The following is a 16,303-nucleotide window of genomic DNA, read 5'->3' on the forward strand; positions in this document are numbered from 1 at the left end:
GGGTGGGGGTGCGGCTGCGCGTGCGGGTCGCCTCAGCGCGACGGTGGGCCTCAGCGTGACGGCGCGTCCTCGGCGGGGCGGGCCCGCCGCCCGCGGACGGTCCCGAGGGGCAGGACGCGCCCGATCCGCAGCCCCCGCAGCCCCTGCCCGAGCGCGACCCCCGCCAGGATGACGAGGGCACCGACCGGCTCGTTCCAGTGCAGCCGCTCACCCAGGAACACGACGCCGACGACGGTGGCCACCACGGGCGTGATGTACGTGACCGTCGCGGCGGTCCCGGGCCCCGCGACGGCGATGACGCGGTAGTTGAGCGCGTACGCCACCCCGGTGCCCAACGCCCCGAGCGCGACGACCGCGAGCACGACATCGACCGTGACGGGCCCGCGGGGCGTCACGCCCGTGACCGCCAGCACCGGCAGCATCAGGGCCCCCGCGACGACCACCTGACCGGTCACCAACGACAGCGGCCGCTGGCCGGTGGACGTGAGGTACCGGCGCGAGTACGGCAGCGCCAGCCCGTAGCAGGTGATGGCCGCGAGGCACGCGACGACCCCCAGCCAGCGCCCCTCACCGAGCCCGCGCCACACGCCGATGACGACCGCCACGCCCGCGAAGCCCAGCAGGAGCCCGAGGACGCGCCGGCGCGTCGGCCGCTCCTCCGGGTACGCGGCGAGGATCACCGCGAGGGTCGCGAGCGGGGTCATCGCGTTGATGATCCCCGCGATCACGGACGACACGGTCTGCTGCCCGACGGCGAAGAGCAGGCCGGGTGCGGCGTTGAGCAGCAGCCCGACGACGACGAGGTGCCCCCAGGTGCGCCGGGAACGGGGGAGCGGCACGCGCAGGACGGCGCACAGCGCGAGCAGGGTCAGCGCCCCGAGAACCTGCCGTGCCGTCGCCACCTGGACCGGCGTGAGCGCGCGGAGCCCGACCGCGATGAACGCGAACGAGCACCCCCAGATCACGCCGGCGGCGACGTATCCGGGAACCCACGAGCGCGCGCCAGGGAGCGGGACCGTGAGGGGTGCCGAGCTGCTCATGGCGTGGTTCTCCTGGGCGGGCGGTGGCCGACGCGCACGTCGACACCGGTGGTGGGTCGTGTCCCCCGTCGGAGAGTGTGCGCCCTCACCCGTCCGAGGCGGGCCCGTGTCCGGCGGCGGCGTCCCGCTCCCGGGCGAGGAGGCGCTCCTTCACCGCCAGACCCCAGCGGTACCCGCCCATCGTGCCGTCGCCCCGGATGACCCGGTGGCACGGGACGACGAGCGCAACCGGGTTGCGCGCGCAGGCCGAGGCGACGGCCCGGACCGCCGTCGGTGACCCGATCTCGGCCGCGACCTCGGTGTAGGACCGGGTCCGCCCGGCGGGGATGCGGCGCAGGGCGTCCCACACGCGCGCCTGGAAGGCCGTGCCGTGGAGGTCCAGCGGCAGGGCGCGCTCGGGCACGCCGCCTGCGGCCAGGGCGCGCAGCCCGGCGGCGAGGTCCACCAGGCCGTCGTCGTCCCGCTCGAAGGACGCGGCGGGCAGCTCGGCCCGCACCTCCGCGAGCAGCGCCTCGACGTCGTCGCCGATGCGCACGGCCGTCAGACCGAGGTCGCCGGCGACCGCCACGACCGTGCCGAGGTCCGTCCCGACGGCGGTCCACCGCAGCGCCTGGCCCGCCCCGCCCCGGGCGTAGCGGCGCGGCTCCATGCCGAGCGTCGGTCCGGCCGTCTCGTAGAACGCGCGCGTCGACCCGAACCCTGCCGCGAAGACGGCGTCGGTGACCTGCCCGTGCGCCCGCAGCAGGTCGCGGGCCCGGCCGGTCCGCACCGCGTGGCCGAACGCCCGGGGTCCCACCCCGACGACGGCGGCGAAGTCGCGGGTGAGCTGGCGCGGGGAGACGGCCGTGACCCGCTCGAGCTCGGCCGCGGGCACGGGGCCGCCCGCGTCGAGCATCGCGCGGCACGCGGCCACCACGCGGTCGAGGGCCGCACCTGCCGCGACAGCAGGGGCTCCCGGCACCGTCGTCGTCATACCCGTGAGCGTAGGGACGGGCGCCGACACGGGGCATCCCGCTTCCGGACAGCGCACGACGACGGCCCGCACGACGACGGCCCGCACGACGACGGCCCCGCCTCCCGGATGGGGGACGGGGCCGTCGGCCGACCGGGCTGCAGGCCCGGAGCGGGTGTCAGTACGCGTCGAGGATGTCCACGACGAACACCAGGTCGGAGTTCGCGGGGATCGGGTCGCGGTCCTGGTCGCCGTAGGCGAGCTCGGACGGGATCACCAGGAGCACCTGGCTGCCGACCTTCTGGCCGACCAGGCCCTGGTCCCAGCCCTGGATGACCTGGCCGACGCCGATGCCGAACTGCGCCGGCTGCCCGCGCTCCCAGGAGGAGTCGAAGACGGTGCCGTCCGACAGCAGCACGCCGTGGTACTGCACGCTGATGTTCTGCCCGGACTCCACGACCGGCCCCTCGCCCTCGATGAGCGTCTGGACGACGAGCTCGGTGGGCTCGGTCGCGCCCTCGACGTCGATCGTCGGGGTGCCGTCCTCGGCGAGCGTCACGGTGGGCAGGCCCTCCGCGGTCGGCTCGACGGGGGTGCCCTCGGCGCGCGTGGGCAGGACGTCGACGACGTCGATGGTCAGGACGGTCGCCGGGACCTCCTCGCCCTCCTGCCCGGCCCCGCCCGGGACCGCGTAGAGGATGCGGGCGCCGACGTTCTGCCCGGCGAGCGCCGCGTTGAGCTGCGGGAAGCCCGGGTCGCCGAAGGGCAGGCGCTCGGGGCTGCCGTCGGCGTAGGTCGACTGGAGCGTCTCGCCGGCGTCGCCGGAGACGGCGAGGACGTCGACGACCATGATCTGGCCCTCCTCCAGCGGGTCGCCGTCTCCCTCGGAGACGACGAGCGCCGCGGGGGCGCCGATCTCGAACGGCTGGTCGAAGGTCAGGGTCGGCTCGGAGCCGAACTCGCCCTCCACCTGCACGGCGCCGAGCAGCTCGAGGTCCTCCGGGGTGCCGGCGCTCTCCTCGGCGGCGTCGGGCGTCGCGGCGGCGGTCGGCTCGTCGGCCGGCTCGTCGGCGGAGCCGCACGCGGTGAGCAGGAGGGTGGTGGTCACAAGGGTGGCGGCCAGTCGGCGCACAGGCAGGTCCTTCGTCGTCGGTCGTCGTGGGCGGCCGGTCGACCGCGAGGGGCCCGCAGGCGCGCGGACCGCGGTCGACTCTACGGGCTGGGTCTGGGAGGCACCTGGGCGCGCTGTGAGGGACGTGTGCAGACGCACCCGTCGGACGCGGTGTCTCAGGCGCTGCGCGGGCCGCGTGCGCGGCGCTCGTGGCGCTCGAGCCCCTCGCCGAGCGCGGCGATCATCGCCGCCGCCTCCGCCGGGTCCAGCCGCACGGTCCCGGCGCACCGGCCGTCCCGCCACAGGCTGACGACGACGACGCCGCGGTCGTCGTGCCACGTCACCTGCAGCGCCCGGTCACCGCGCACGTCGGGGAGCGCGACCGACCGGCCCAGCGGCAGTGCGGCGACGTCACCCATACCCCGACGATCCTCCCGGGACCCCCGGTTGTCCAGGGGCCGGGACCTCCGGCGACCCGGGCGGTCGGCGTCTCTGGCACCCTGACGCGGTGAGCCGTCCGAGCCCGTCCGACCTGCGCCGCTGGCGGCGCCACCTCGCCGACGAGCGCGCCGAGGCCGCCGTGTACCGCGAGCTGGCCGGTCACCGCACCGGTGAGGAGCGCGCGATCCTCCTCGCGCTGGCCGACGCGGAGGGCCGGCACGCCGCGCACTGGGAGCAGCTCCTCGGCGAGCACGTCGGCCCGCCGCGCCGTGGGGACGTCCGCTTCCGTATCCTCGCCTGGCTCGCGGGCCGCTTCGGGTCCGTCTTCGTCCTCGCGCTCGCCCAGCGCGCGGAGGTGCGCGCCACCTACGAGGTCGACCACGACGCGACCCCGACCATGGCCGCGGACGAGCGCGTCCACGCGGAGGTCGTGCGGGCGCTCGCGGCCCGCGGGCGGCAGCAGCTGTCCGGCACCTTCCGCGCCGCCGTGTTCGGCGCGAACGACGGCCTGGTGTCCAACCTCGCCCTCGTCATCGGCGTCGCCGCGGCGGGCACCGGGACCTCGACCATCCTGCTCACCGGCCTGGCCGGCCTCCTCGCGGGCGCGCTGTCGATGGGCGCGGGGGAGTACATCTCGGTCCGCTCCCAGCGCGAGCTGCTCTCCGCGTCCACCCCGAGCCCGGCCGCGACGGCGGCCCTGCCGAACCTCGACGTCAGCGCCAACGAGCTGAGCCTCGTGTACCGGGCCCGGGGCATGTCCGCGGACGAGGCGGAGAGCCACGCGCGCGAGGTCCTCGCCGACCTGGACAGCCTCGACGCGGACTGGCGGCACGGCCGTCGCTCCACGGAGGTGACGGGCCGCACGGTCGCCGACGACCACGAGGTCGTCGGGTCGGACCTGGGCGCGGCCGTGTCGTCCTTCTGCTTCTTCGCAAGCGGCGCCGTCGTCCCCGTCCTGCCCTACCTGTTCGGGCTGACCGGCCTGACGGCGATCGGCGTGGCCGTGGTCGCCGTCGCCGCCGCGCTGCTGCTCACGGGCGCCGTCGTCGGGCTCATCTCGGGCGGCCCGCCGCTGCGACGCGCGCTGCGGCAGCTCGCCGTGGGCGCCGTCGCCGCCGCCGTCACGTACGGGTTGGGCACGCTCTTCGGCGCCAGCGGGATCTGAGCCGGGCCGCGCCCGGGTCACCAGCCCCGACGACCCGGCTCAGGCGGAGCCCGCTCCGACGCTGCTGCCCGTGGTCCGCCCGGGGGATCCCGGCCCGCGCCGCAGGGTGCGGGACCCGGCGAGCGCCGCGACGACGGCGGTCACCGCCGCGGCGACGACGACGAGGAAGCCCCCCGACGCGCCGTCCCGGTCGATGAGCGCCCCGCCGACCGACGCCCCGACGGCGACGCCCGCCCCCAGCGCCGTGCTCACCCAGGTCAGGCCCTCGGTGAGGCGGCCGGGTGCCACGAGCTCCTGGACGAGCCCGTTGCCGGTGATGAGGGACGGGGCGATGGCGAAGCCCGTGACGAACATGACGGCGGCGAGCGCCAGGAGGCTCTCGACGACGAAGAAGAGGGACACACCGAGGGCCAGGAGGACCACCGAGAGCACGAACCGGCGCCACAGCGGCGCGACCCAGTGCCGGACGCCGTAGCCCAGGCCGGACAGCAGCGAGCCGAGGGCGAACGCCGCGAGGACGACGCCGGCCAGCCCCTTGCGGCCCTGCTCCTCCGCGAACGCGACGGTCGCCACGTCCGTCGCGCCGAAGATCGCGCCCATGGCGACGAACACCACGACGAGGACGATCATCCCGGCGGATCTCAGGACGTCCAAGCGGCCCCCGCTGACGTCGTGCAGCGCCGTCGGCGGCTCGGTCCGGCGCTGGGCGAGGAAGGCCAGCCCGCCCAGGAGCATCGCCACGACGGGCAGCACGAGACCCGACTGCGGGGCGAGCGTCGTGGCCAGCAGCGTCACGACGATCGGGCCGACGACGAACACGAGCTCGTCCAGCGCCGACTCCAGCGAGTAGGCGGTGTGCACCTCGCGCGGGTCGTCGAGCGCGTGCGACCAGCGGGCGCGCACGAGCGCCCCGACGGAGCCGGCGGTCGCCCCGGACAGCGCGGCGGTGAGGAACAGCAGCGGGACGGGCCCGCCCACCGACGCCACGGCGACGAGCGCCGCGAGGCTCGCCGCGGCGAACGTCACGGCCGGCCGCATGACGCGCGCCTGCCCGTGCCGGTCCACGAGGCGGGCCAGCTGCGGGGCGCACACGGCGTGGGCGACGACGTGGGCGGCGGCCACCTGGCCCGCGAGCCCGTAGGAGCCGTACAGGTCCGAGACCATGAGGACGATGCCGATCGCCACCATCGACATGGGCATGCGCGCGACGACGCCCGCCGCGGAGAACGCGAGCGTCCCCGGGCGGGACAGGACCGTGCGGTAGGGCTGGAGCACCTCAGGATTCTCGCCCATGCCGCGGCCGCGTCCCGTCCGGAGGGCCGGGGGGGCCCCGCCGCTGTCCCACCCGCACCCCCGCCCTCCGGCCGGGCGGCCCGCGGAGGGGTGGAGGCACCCGGGTCGGCGGCGCGACCGGGTGGTTTCACCCGGTCGAGGGACGACAGGGCCGCCCGGCCCCTCACGACGGGTGGTGTCCGGGCCGATCACTACAGGGGAGACCCCACCGGCCTCCGGGTGGCGCGTCTCCGCGGCGTGGTCCCGGAGCCCGACGAGACGACGAGCGGAGACCGATCCCGATGGCGACCTCTGGGCCGCGCGGCGACCGCGACGGGCTGGAGCCGTGGCAGCACCTCGACGTGCCGTCGCGCTCCTGGCTCCCGCGCGGCGCGCGGCGGCCCGGTCGGCGTGCCCGGGCGGCGGTCGACGAGGGGCCCGGGTCGGGCGCCGTCGCGCTCACCGGGGAGCAGGTCCGGTCGCTGCCCGGCCGGGCTCCGGCGCCGGACGACGGTGCCTCTCGTCGCCCGCTCGTCGCCCCGGGGGGGCCGGTCTTCCTGCTCCTTCTCGCGCTCGCCGTGTTCGGCCTGGCCGTGACCGCCGTCTCCTTCGCCCACGAGACGGGCAGCGTGTCCGCCTGGTGGCCGGCGGCCGGCGTCGGCCTCCTCGCGTTCCTCGCGACGCCCCCGGGCCGGCGGTGGACGGTGCCCGTCGTCGTCCTCGTCGCGACCGGCGCCGCGAACGCGCTCGCCGGCCGCCCCCTCGTCCCGTCGGTGGGCTACGGGCTGAGCAACATGCTCGACGTCATCGTCACGGGCTGGTGGCTCGTGCGCGGGCGGAACCGGGCGGTGCTGGAGACCGTCGACGACGTCGTCCGTCTCCTGGTCGCCACCGGGCTGGGGGTCCTCGCGCTCGGCCTCGGCGTCGGGACGACGGCCGCACTCACCGGCTACGGGAGCTTCATCGCGTCCGCGGGCGGCGCGGCGGCGAGCCACGCGGCGGCCATCGTGGTGATGGTCCCCCTCGGGCTGGCGGCCCGGCACCACGGCCCGCGGCGGTCCGCCGTCGAGGTGGCCGCCCAGTCGAGCCTCCTCGCCACCGTGGTCGTGCTGGTCTACGCCTTCCCGACCACGCTCCCGCTCGGGTACGCCCTCGTCCCGGCGCTGGTGTGGGGCGCCCTGCGCTTCGCGCCCCGTGCGGTGGCCACCCAGCTGCTCGCCGTCGGTGCCGCCATGACCACCCTCACGGCGCTCGGAGGAGGGCCGATCGCGGGAGCGGACCTGCAACCGCAGGTGACAGCGCTCTTCGTGCAGGCGCACCTCCTCACCCTTGCCGTCGTCGCCCTCCCCTTGTCGGTCGCCGCGAACACGCGCCGCCACGTCATCGAGGGCCTGGCCGCGAGCGAGCGCCTCTTCCGGCAGGGCTTCAGCGAGTCGCTCGTCGGCATGCTGCTGCTGCGGCTGTGCCGTGGGGACGGCACCCCGGTGCACACGGTCGGCGGGCTGGACGTGGTCGAGGTCAACGCGGTGGCCGCCCGGCTGCTCGGGGAGCCGGAGGAGCGGCTCCTCGGCACGTGCTGGACCTCGACGCTGGACGAGCACGACCGCGGCCTCCTCGCCGAGGTCGTGGAGGGGATGGTGCGAGGCCGCGTCTCGGGCTGGCGGGGCGAGGTGGAGATCCCGACGCCGCAGGGCACGCGGTTCCTCGAGCTCGCGCTCTCGCCGCTGCCGCGCTCGGTCGGCGACGGCATGTTCGTCGCCCAGATGATCGACGTGACCGCCCGTCGCGAGGCGGAGGAGCGGCTCACCGCCCAGGCGCTGCAGGACGCGCTCACCGGCCTGGCCAACCGCACGCTGCTGCGGGACCGGATCGGCCTCGCGCTCGCCCTCCTGCCCGACGACCCGGCCGACGACGACGCCGCTGCGGCAGCCACCACCGCGGTGCTGTTCTGCGACCTGGACGACTTCAAGCACGTCAACGACTCCGCCGGCCACACCGTCGGCGACGCCCTGCTCGTGGAGGTCGGTCGGCGGCTGCGGGGACTCCTGGGACCGGGCGACCTGGCCGCGCGGCCGGGCGGCGACGAGTTCGTCCTGCTGCGCCCCGTCGTGGGTCCGGGCGAGGCGGAGGCCCTGGCCGACCAGGTGATCGACGCGCTGGGCCGGCCCATCGAGGTCGACGGGCACGTCTTCGCGGTCGGCGTGAGCATCGGCGTGGTCCACGGCCGGCGCGGCTCGACGGCGGAGGACCTCCTGCGCGACGCCGACGCGGCGATGTACGCCGCGAAGGCCGGGGGGAAGCGGCGCGCCGTCGTCTACTCCGACGTGCACCGCGAGCGCGCCCTGCGCGCGGTGCGGCTCGAGGCCGAGCTGCGGCGGGCGCTCGAGCTGGGCGAGCTGCGGCTGCACCTGCAGCCCGTGGTGGACATCCGGACCGGGGCGACGATCGCCGCCGAGGCGCTCGTCCGCTGGCAGCACCCCCAGCGCGGGCTCCTCCCGCCCGGGGAGTGGCTCGACGTCGCGGAGCGGTGCGGCCTCATGCCCGAGCTGGGCGCGTGGGTCCTCGACGAGGCGTGCACCCTCGCCGCCGCCTGGACCGACGACGCCCCCCGCCCGGTCACGGTCCACGTCAACGTCTCCGCGCGCCAGCTCGAGCAGGAGGGGTTCGTCGACGTCGTCCGCGGTGCCCTGGTCCGCTCGGGTCTCGCGCCGGAGCGGCTCGTCCTGGAGTTCACCGAGACCCACCTGGAGGAGGTGAGCGACGCGCTGCTGCAGGACCTCGTGTCGCTGCGGGAGTCCGGGATCGGCCTCGCGGCGGACGACTACGGCACCGGCTACTCGCCGCTGACGCGGATCATCGAGCTGCCCCTGTCGATGATCAAGATCGACAAGAGGTTCGTCGGGGACATGCTCGAGGACGTCCGGTCCCGGGCGATCGTCACGACCCTCGTCCGGCTCGGCCAGTCGCTCGGCCTGGAGGTCGTCGCCGAGGGTGTGGAGACGCCCCAGCAGGCCGTCCAGCTCAGCGAGCTCGGGTGCGCCTCCGGCCAGGGCTACCTGTGGTCGCGCCCCGTGCCCCCGGAGGAGTTCACCGCGCGGCTGCTCCCGGGCACGGGGACGGGGTACGGCGGCTCCTACCGCGCGCCGTGGGCGCTGCCGGTGCGGGAGCCGAGCGCCTGACACGTCGCCGGACGCCTCCCGCGCAGGGTGCGGGAGGCATCCGGGGGCCGACGCCCGGGCGGACTCAGCCCGCGAGCGTCCTCGTGACGAGCTCCTGCGCCGCCTGCTGCACCTCGGCGAGGTGCTCGGCGGACCGGAACGACTCCGCGTAGACCTTGTAGACGTCCTCCGTGCCCGACGGGCGGGCGGCGAACCACGCGTTCTCGGTCGTCACCTTGAGGCCGCCGATCGCCGCGCCGTTGCCGGGCGCCTCGGTGAGGCGGCCCGTGATCTCCTCGCCCGCGAGGGTCGTGGCGGTGACCTGCTCCGGGCGCAGCGCGCCCAGCGCCTTCTTCTGCTCGCGGGTCGCGGGGGCGTCCACCCGGGCGTACCAGGACTCGCCGTGCTGCTCGACGAGCCGCCCGTGCAGCTGCGACGGCGAGTGGCCGGTGCGCGCCATGATCTCCGACGCGAGCAGGGCCAGCAGGATGCCGTCCTTGTCCGTGCTCCACACGGTGCCGTCGTGCCGCAGGAACGACGCGCCCGCCGACTCCTCGCCGCCGAAGCCCACGGACCCGTCCAGCAGGCCCGGCACGAACCACTTGAAGCCGACCGGCACCTCGAGGAGGCGGCGGCCGTGCGCGGCGGCCACGCGGTCGATGAGCGCGGAGGACACGAGCGTCTTGCCGATCGCCGTTCCCTCGGACCAGCCGGGACGCGCCCCGCCGTAGAGGTAGTCGATCGCGACGGCGAGGTAGTGGTTGGGGTTCATCAGGCCGCCGTCGGGCGTCACGATGCCGTGCCGGTCGGCGTCCGCGTCGTTGCCCGTCGCGACGTCGAACGGCGAGCCGCCGTCGGTCGTGGCCATCGCCTCGACCAGGGACGCCATCGCGGACGGCGAGGAGCAGTCCATCCGGATCTTGCCGTCCCAGTCCAGCGTCATGAACGCGAAGCGCGGGTCGACCTCGGGGTTCACCACGGTGAGGTCCAGGCCGTGCCGCTCGGCGATCTCGCCCCAGTAGTGCACGGCCGCGCCGCCCAGCGGGTCGGCGCCGATACGCACGCCGCTGGCGCGGATGATCTCGATGTCGAGGACGTTCGGCAGGTCGTCGACGTACGCGGACAGGAAGTCGTGCCGCCGGGTCGTGTCCGCCGCGATCGCCCGCTCGAAGGGCATGCGGCGGACGGTCCCGACGCCCTGGCGCAGGATCTCGTTCGCGCGGGCGGCGATCCACGAGGTCGCGTCCGAGTCCGCCGGGCCGCCGTGCGGGGGGTTGTACTTGAAGCCGCCGTCGCGCGGCGGGTTGTGCGAGGGCGTCACGACGATGCCGTCCGCGAGCCCGGTGCCCGCGCTCGCGGAGCCGGCCATGGTCCGCACGCCCTGCGCGGTCGTCGCGCCGTTGTGCAGGAGGATCGCGTGCGAGACGGCCGGGGTCGGGGTGAAGGAGTCGCGGGCGTCGACGTGGACGGTGACCTCGGCGGCGGCCAGGACCTCCAGGGCGGTGCGCCACGCCGGCTCGGACAGGGCGTGCGTGTCGCGCCCGATGAACAGGGGGCCGTCGGTGCCCTGCCCGCGCCGGTACTCCACGATGGCGGCGGTCGTGGCGATGATGTGCGCCTCGTTGAAGGCGCCGTCCAGGCTCGAGCCGCGGTGGCCCGACGTCCCGAACACCACCTGCTGGGCGGGGTCGTCCGGGTCGGGCACCCGGTCGTAGTAGGCGCCGACGACGGCGTCCAGGTCGATGAGGTCCTCGGGACGGGCGGGGGTTCCGGCGCGCTCGTGCATGGTCAGGAGTCAACCACCACCGCCCCGGGACCCGCACGGCGTCCGGGCCGGGTCGACTACCCTGCCTGCTCATGGCCAAGCGACCTGCCGTCGAGTTCGTCCTGCGTCCCTTCGAGGGCCTGCCCGGTGAGCCGGACTACGTCGCGATGCGCGAGGTGGTCCCGGCGGCGACCGGGACGGCGCGCACCACCAAGGAGCACGGTGCCCGCGACGTCGTCGTCACCACGGTGCTCCCGGCCGGCTGGCCCGCGCTGCACCGCGGCGACGGGACGATCATGCTGGCCCTGCAGACGACGGCGGGCTCCGGGGACCTGTCGCGCGACCTCGCCGACATGCTCCTCCTCGCGATGGAGTCGCCCGCGGGGACGCCGGTCACGGCGACCCGCCTGCCGGAGCCCGGGCCGCGCCTGCAGGACGTCCTGGACCTGACGGTGCCCTTCGAGGTCACCGTCCACGAGGGCTTCGAGTTCTGGCGCTCGGAGGGCGTGGACCTCACGCCGGAGCTCAGCGCCGTGCTGGACCGGATGAACGAGACGGTCATCCCGACGCAGCGGCTCACGTCCGTGGCCGCCGCGTACGTGGCCCGGATGGGCGACAAGGACTTCCTGCGATGGTCCCAGCCGCACGACGAGCAGGTCTTCCTCGACGCCCTCGCGCGCCTGCACGCCCGGCGCGAGTCCGGCCTCGGCGACGGCGGCGCGCTCGGCCGGTTCATCGGGGCCTTCCGCTCCTGCGGGATCCTCGTGCCGGTCTGGGACCTGGACCAGGAGGCGTCCCTGGAGGACCTCGAGACGGCCGTCGCCGCGCTGGGCGAGCGTCTGGAGGCCGCCCTCGCCGTCGACGGCCCGCTGGACGCGACCGAGCGCCGCGCCCGGGCCGGCCTGGTCGCGCGGCAGCTCACGCTGCGCTGAGCGGCGCCCTGCCCGCCCCGGGCGAGCGTCCGACCGGGGGAGATGACCACGGTTTGACCTGCGACTGACGTGGCGATGACACGTCGCCGGTCGTTAGGGTGAGCACGTGTCCACTCCACGCCGCGCCGAGGACGCCCGGCGCCCCGGGTCCACCCAGCGGGTGGCCGTGGTGATCCCCGCGAAGAACGAGTCGCGGCGCATCGCCGCGACCGTCCGGTCGGCGCGCTCGATCCCGAACGTGGACCTGGTCCTCGTCGTGGACGACGGCAGCGAGGACGCGACCCAGCACGTCGCGCGGGACGCGGGCGCCGTCGTCGTGCGGCACTCCCACAACCGGGGCAAGGCGTCCGCGATGGAGACCGGGGCCGCCGTCGTCGCCATGCGCGACGCGCCGGACCGGCCGCCGCGGCTCCTGCTGTTCATCGACGGGGACCTGGGGGAGACCGCGGTGAACACCGCGCCGCTCGTGCCGCCGGTCCTGGACGGCACCGCCGACGTCGCCATCGCGGTCCTGCCCCCGCAGCCGGGTGCCGGCGGTCGCGGCATCGTCGTCGGGCTCGCGCGGCGCTCGATCCAGTCGATGACCGGCTGGACCCCGACGCAGCCGCTGTCCGGCATGCGGTGCCTGACCCGTGAGGCGTTCGAGGCGGCCACGCCGCTCGCGCACGGCTGGGGCGTCGAGACCGGGATGACGATCGACCTGCTGACCAAGGGCTTCGTCGCCGTCGAGGTGCCCTGCGACCTCAGCCACCGCCCGTCCGGCTCGGACCTGCGCGGTCAGCTGCACCGGGCCGCGCAGTACCGCGACGTCCTCCTGGCGGTCAACGCCCGACGCGTGCGGAAGGTGCTCGGCCGGGACGGCTGAGCACCGGCGCGTCCCCCCGCACCCGGAGCAGCCAGCTCGCGCTCACCGCCACCAGCAGGGGCACCGCGACCGACACCCCCATGGCGGGGATGACGATCCCCGAGTCGTTGACCAGGAAGCCGATCCCGAGGGTGACGGCGAGCGCCCAGACGACGGGGCGCAGCATCGGTGCCGCGGTGGTGAGCGCGGTGAGCGGCTCCCCGGAGGACAGCCAGCCGTACGCGCCGCCGTCGGGCGCGGACGCGGCCTGCCGCAGCGGCCGCAGCAGCACGACGACGACGAGCGCGATCCCGCCGACCGCCAGGAGCGTCAGCCACGTCCCGCCCAGGTTGGCGACGTTCTGGGCCAGCTTGCGCCCGACGACGTCGCCGAGCCCGCCGTCGAGCACGGTGTCGACGAACCGTCCCAGGTGGGTGCGGTCCTCCGGCGGGCGGAGCCAGTCCACGAGGAGGAACGCGAGCATCGCGGCCCCCGTGCCCCCCAGGACGACGACGGCCCGGCGCCACGTCAGCCGGATGCCCGCGGCGGCCAGGGCGAGCACCGCGAAGCCGGGGAGCAGCGCGGGCGGGCCGCCGAAGTCGCTGCCGAGTCCCGGCGTGCCGTTGACGACGGCAGCGACCAGGCCGATGCCGCCGACGACCAGCGCGGCGGTGCGGCGCCGTCCGCTGCGCACGAGCGGGTCGGCGACCGTCGCCGCGGCAAGCAGGACGGCCGCCGCGAACACCGCGAACGAGGTGTTGTTGAAGCCGTAGAACCGCGCGCCCACGACGGTCGAGACACCGAGGGGCGCCGAGAGCTGGACAGTCGCGCCGGTCACGACGTCGGCGACGAGCACGAGCGCGGTCGCCCACCCCACGACGGCCATCGGGCCGAGCAGGCGGCGGCGGACCGGCGGCAGGAGCGCCACGGCCGTCAGGGCCGCGATCCACAGGCCGATGACCGCCGTCACCGCCCAGCCGGGACTGCCGGCGCGCCACCACGGCACGAGGTTCGCCAGCGTCGCGGCCACGGGCAGCGACCCGACGGCGACCCCCGCGACGACGAGCCCGCGCAGCACGGGGACGGCCACGGTGGGGCGCGTCGGGGAGAGGCCCGACGCTGCGCGGTCGCGCAACCGCGCCGCGAACCGGGAGGTCGCGGCCATGAACCGCCCGTTCAGCCCGACGACGACGACGGCCTGGAGGAGCAGGTTCACGACGATGAGGTACGTGTACGTGGTGGGCACGACCGGGCGCGACGCGACCTGGTGGCGGTCGATGTCCACGACGTACGCCAGCCGGTCGATGGCGCTCGCCGGACCGGGCGTCGGCCGGACGGGGCTGCCGACGAGGGCCCCGGCGGGCGCCTCGCCCTGCAGGCCCAGGAGCGCCAGGAGCGTCGGGGTCACGTCCGTCACCTGGAGGATCCCGTCCTGCCGGGTGGACCGGGTCGTGAGGATCGACTCGTCGTACGTGGGGCCGCTGGGCGCCGGGCCGAGCGCCGCGGCGAGCTGCATGCGCGCGACCGTGCCGGAGTCCGCCAGCGAGACGACCAGGACCGTGACGTCCTCGCCGTGCTCGGCGGCTGCCCGCAGGACCGCGCCCAGCCGGGCGTCGACGGGCTGGAGCTGCTGCAGCCGGGTCGGCTCCGTGATGACGTCGGGGCCGGCCGGCTCGCCGTCGTCCGGCAGGGGGGCCGGGGCCTGGTCGGGGTCCGTGCCCTCGCCGGCGCCCTCGCCCTCCTCCGGGGCGGCGGGGTCGGGCTCCGCCCGGGGGACCGTCGCGCGTCCGGTGTCCCGCACCGTGCCGGCGTCGACGACGACGAGGCGCGACGTCGTCAGCGCCTCGGCCACGGCCGACCGGAGGGCGTCGGGGTCGCCCGGCAGCCGCTCGTGCGTGCCGATGACGTCGCCGTCGGCGTCCGCGAGCGCGATGGACGCGCCGGGGCCGAAGCCGGCGGCGGGTACGTCGTGCTCGACGAGGAGCTCCCCGAGGAGCCCGAGGGTGGGGGAGAAGCTGGAACCGGCGGCGGACTCCTCGTAGTCGGTCCACCCGGGCACGCGGCCGTCCGCCCCGGCGGGGCGCAGGGCGCGGCACTCGCCGTACCCCTCGCCGGGCAGGTCGCCCGCGCGGGCGCCGGCCGACACGGCGAGCCAGCCGTCGGCCGGGCAGGAGAACGACCGGAGGCTGCGGGGGGAGACGGTGCCCAGGCCCGCGCTGCGGGACAGCTCCCACAGGACCGGCGTCGCCAGCGTCCGTACGTCGTCCCAGCGCACCCCGGTCATGCCCACGAGCACGACGGGCCCGCCGGCGGACTGGTCGGCGGTCGGTTCCTCCGCCGGGGCGGTCGCGGCGGCGGCCGGCGCGCCGAGCACCACGGTGAGCAGGGCGGTCAGGACGGCGAGGAGGCGTCGGCGCGGCGCGGGCAGGGTCGTGCGCCGGGCCACGCGCTGGGCGGTGCGGTCGGTCCCCGCGGGCCGGTCGCGGCGCGGGCGCGGGGTGAGGACGGGCACCCGGCCAGCCTACGGGCGCACTACGCTCGGGCCGCGGACCGGCCGGAGGAGCCCCGCACAGGAGGACCGATGCCCAGCGGGACCAGCGAGACGCGTGACGAGCACCGGGACGCCGCCGAGCGCGGGCGCCCCCGCTACGCCTACCTCGGCCCGGCGGGCACGTTCACCGAGGCGGCGCTGCGCCAGATCGCCTCCCCCGACGGCGCGGTCTTCCTCCCCCAGGTCGACGTCGTCTCCGCGATCGAGGCCGTGCGGACCGGGGCGGCGGACCACGCCGTCGTCGCCATCGAGAGCTCGGTCGAGGGCTCCGTGACCGCGGTCCTGGACACGCTCGCGACGGGCGACCCGCTGGTCCTCCAGGGCGAGATGATCGTGCCCGTCTCCTTCGTCCTCGCCGCCCGGCCCGGCACCGGGCTCAGCGCCGTGCGCCGCGTCGCCGCGCACCCGCACGCGTGGGCGCAGTGCCGCCGCTGGCTGCTGCAGAACCTGCCCGACGGCGTCCACGTGCCGGCGACGTCGAACACCGCGCCGGCCGCCGCCATGGCGACCGGGGAGCGGGAGCTCGGCTTCGACGCCGCGCTCGTCCCGCCGCCGGCCGTCGAGGCCTACGGCCTCGTCCCGCTCGCCGACGACGTCGCGGACAACCACCACGCCGTCACGCGCTTCGTGCTCGTCGGGCGGCCCGGCCCGGTGCCGCCGCGGACCGGCGCGGACAAGACGACGCTCGTCGTGCACCTGCCGAGCAACCAGGCCGGTGCGCTGCTGGAGATGCTCGAGCAGTTCGCCGCGCGGGGCGTGAACCTGTCGCGCATCGAGTCGCGCCCGCTCGGTGACTCCCTGGGCCGCTACTCGTTCTCGATCGACGTCGAGGGTCACGTCGACGACGAGCGCGTCGCGGAGGCCCTCATGGGTCTGCACCGCGTCTGCCCGCACGTGCGCTTCCTCGGCTCCTACCCGCGGGTCGACACGCCGCACGGGGACGTCCGGCCGGGCACGTACGACGCCGACTTCCTCGCCGCGCGCGCCTGGGTGCAGGCGTTGCGGGACGGCCGGGCGCACTGAGGTCGGCCGCGACGCGGGCGACCGCTCAGCCCTGATCCACCGGTCCCTT

General features: G+C 76.2%; 12 protein-coding genes. 5 read left to right on the top strand and 7 right to left on the bottom strand.

Annotation, left to right across the window (positions count from 1 at the left end; genetic code table 11):
• Positions 1-50: 50 nt before the first annotated feature.
• The 4 genes from N866_RS10435 to N866_RS20910 form a co-directional block, all read right to left on the bottom strand.
• The gene (locus N866_RS10435) at positions 51-1,040 is read right to left on the bottom strand and encodes a DMT family transporter (RefSeq protein ID WP_052022880.1); all 990 of its coding nucleotides are present in this window, start codon (positions 1,038-1,040) and stop codon (positions 51-53) included.
• A gap of 85 nt (positions 1,041-1,125) precedes the next feature.
• Positions 1,126-2,013 (bottom strand): methylated-DNA--[protein]-cysteine S-methyltransferase, encoded by an 888-nt coding sequence (locus tag N866_RS10440; RefSeq protein ID WP_081802547.1) that lies wholly within the window; start codon positions 2,011-2,013, stop codon positions 1,126-1,128.
• A 157-nt stretch (positions 2,014-2,170) separates the two neighbouring features.
• A complete protein-coding gene (locus tag N866_RS10445) occupies positions 2,171-3,124 on the bottom strand; it encodes an FKBP-type peptidyl-prolyl cis-trans isomerase (protein WP_034226138.1) in 954 nt (317 codons plus the stop codon).
• 155 nt (positions 3,125-3,279) lie between these two features.
• Positions 3,280-3,522, bottom strand: coding sequence for a hypothetical protein (locus N866_RS20910; RefSeq protein WP_034226139.1), 243 nt, complete (start codon positions 3,520-3,522; stop codon positions 3,280-3,282).
• 89 nt (positions 3,523-3,611) lie between these two features.
• Here N866_RS20910 and N866_RS10455 point away from each other — a divergent pair, with 89 nt between their 5' ends.
• A complete protein-coding gene (locus N866_RS10455) occupies positions 3,612-4,709 on the top strand; it encodes a VIT1/CCC1 transporter family protein (RefSeq protein ID WP_034226142.1) in 1,098 nt (365 codons plus the stop codon).
• 39 nt (positions 4,710-4,748) lie between these two features.
• Here N866_RS10455 and N866_RS10460 read toward each other — a convergent pair whose 3' ends face one another.
• Positions 4,749-6,002, bottom strand: coding sequence for an MFS transporter (locus tag N866_RS10460; RefSeq protein ID WP_034226145.1), 1,254 nt, complete (start codon positions 6,000-6,002; stop codon positions 4,749-4,751).
• A gap of 281 nt (positions 6,003-6,283) precedes the next feature.
• Here N866_RS10460 and N866_RS19895 point away from each other — a divergent pair, with 281 nt between their 5' ends.
• Positions 6,284-9,160, top strand: coding sequence for a bifunctional diguanylate cyclase/phosphodiesterase (locus tag N866_RS19895; RefSeq protein ID WP_052022887.1), 2,877 nt, complete (start codon positions 6,284-6,286; stop codon positions 9,158-9,160).
• 64 nt (positions 9,161-9,224) lie between these two features.
• Here the strand turns inward: N866_RS19895 and pgm are convergent, their stop codons facing one another.
• Positions 9,225-10,925 carry a phosphoglucomutase (alpha-D-glucose-1,6-bisphosphate-dependent) gene (gene pgm, locus N866_RS10470; protein WP_034226147.1) on the bottom strand — a complete coding sequence of 567 codons (1,701 nt, stop codon included), beginning with the start codon at positions 10,923-10,925 and terminating at the stop codon, positions 9,225-9,227.
• A gap of 71 nt (positions 10,926-10,996) precedes the next feature.
• On the opposite strand from pgm, the gene N866_RS10475 reads away from it, so the two are divergent.
• Entirely contained in the window at positions 10,997-11,836 is an 840-nt protein-coding gene (locus N866_RS10475) for a DUF5926 family protein (RefSeq protein ID WP_034226149.1), read from the top strand.
• A gap of 106 nt (positions 11,837-11,942) precedes the next feature.
• Positions 11,943-12,701 (top strand): glycosyltransferase family 2 protein, encoded by a 759-nt coding sequence (locus tag N866_RS10480; RefSeq protein ID WP_052022888.1) that lies wholly within the window; start codon positions 11,943-11,945, stop codon positions 12,699-12,701.
• Here N866_RS10480 and N866_RS10485 read toward each other — a convergent pair.
• A complete protein-coding gene (locus N866_RS10485) occupies positions 12,658-15,192 on the bottom strand; it encodes a hypothetical protein (protein WP_052022890.1) in 2,535 nt (844 codons plus the stop codon). The two genes, N866_RS10480 and N866_RS10485, sit on opposite strands and share 44 nt — an antisense overlap.
• Positions 15,193-15,261: 69 nt before the next feature.
• Between N866_RS10485 and pheA the strand changes: the two genes are divergently transcribed.
• Positions 15,262-16,254: a prephenate dehydratase gene (gene pheA / locus N866_RS10490; RefSeq protein WP_052022892.1), complete on the top strand. Its 993-nt coding sequence runs from the start codon at positions 15,262-15,264 to the stop codon at positions 16,252-16,254.
• Positions 16,255-16,303 lie beyond the last annotated feature (49 nt).

Origin of the sequence: Actinotalea ferrariae CF5-4 (assembly GCF_000603945.1) — a bacterium.
Classification (GTDB): Bacteria; Actinomycetota; Actinomycetes; order Actinomycetales; family Cellulomonadaceae; genus Actinotalea; species Actinotalea ferrariae.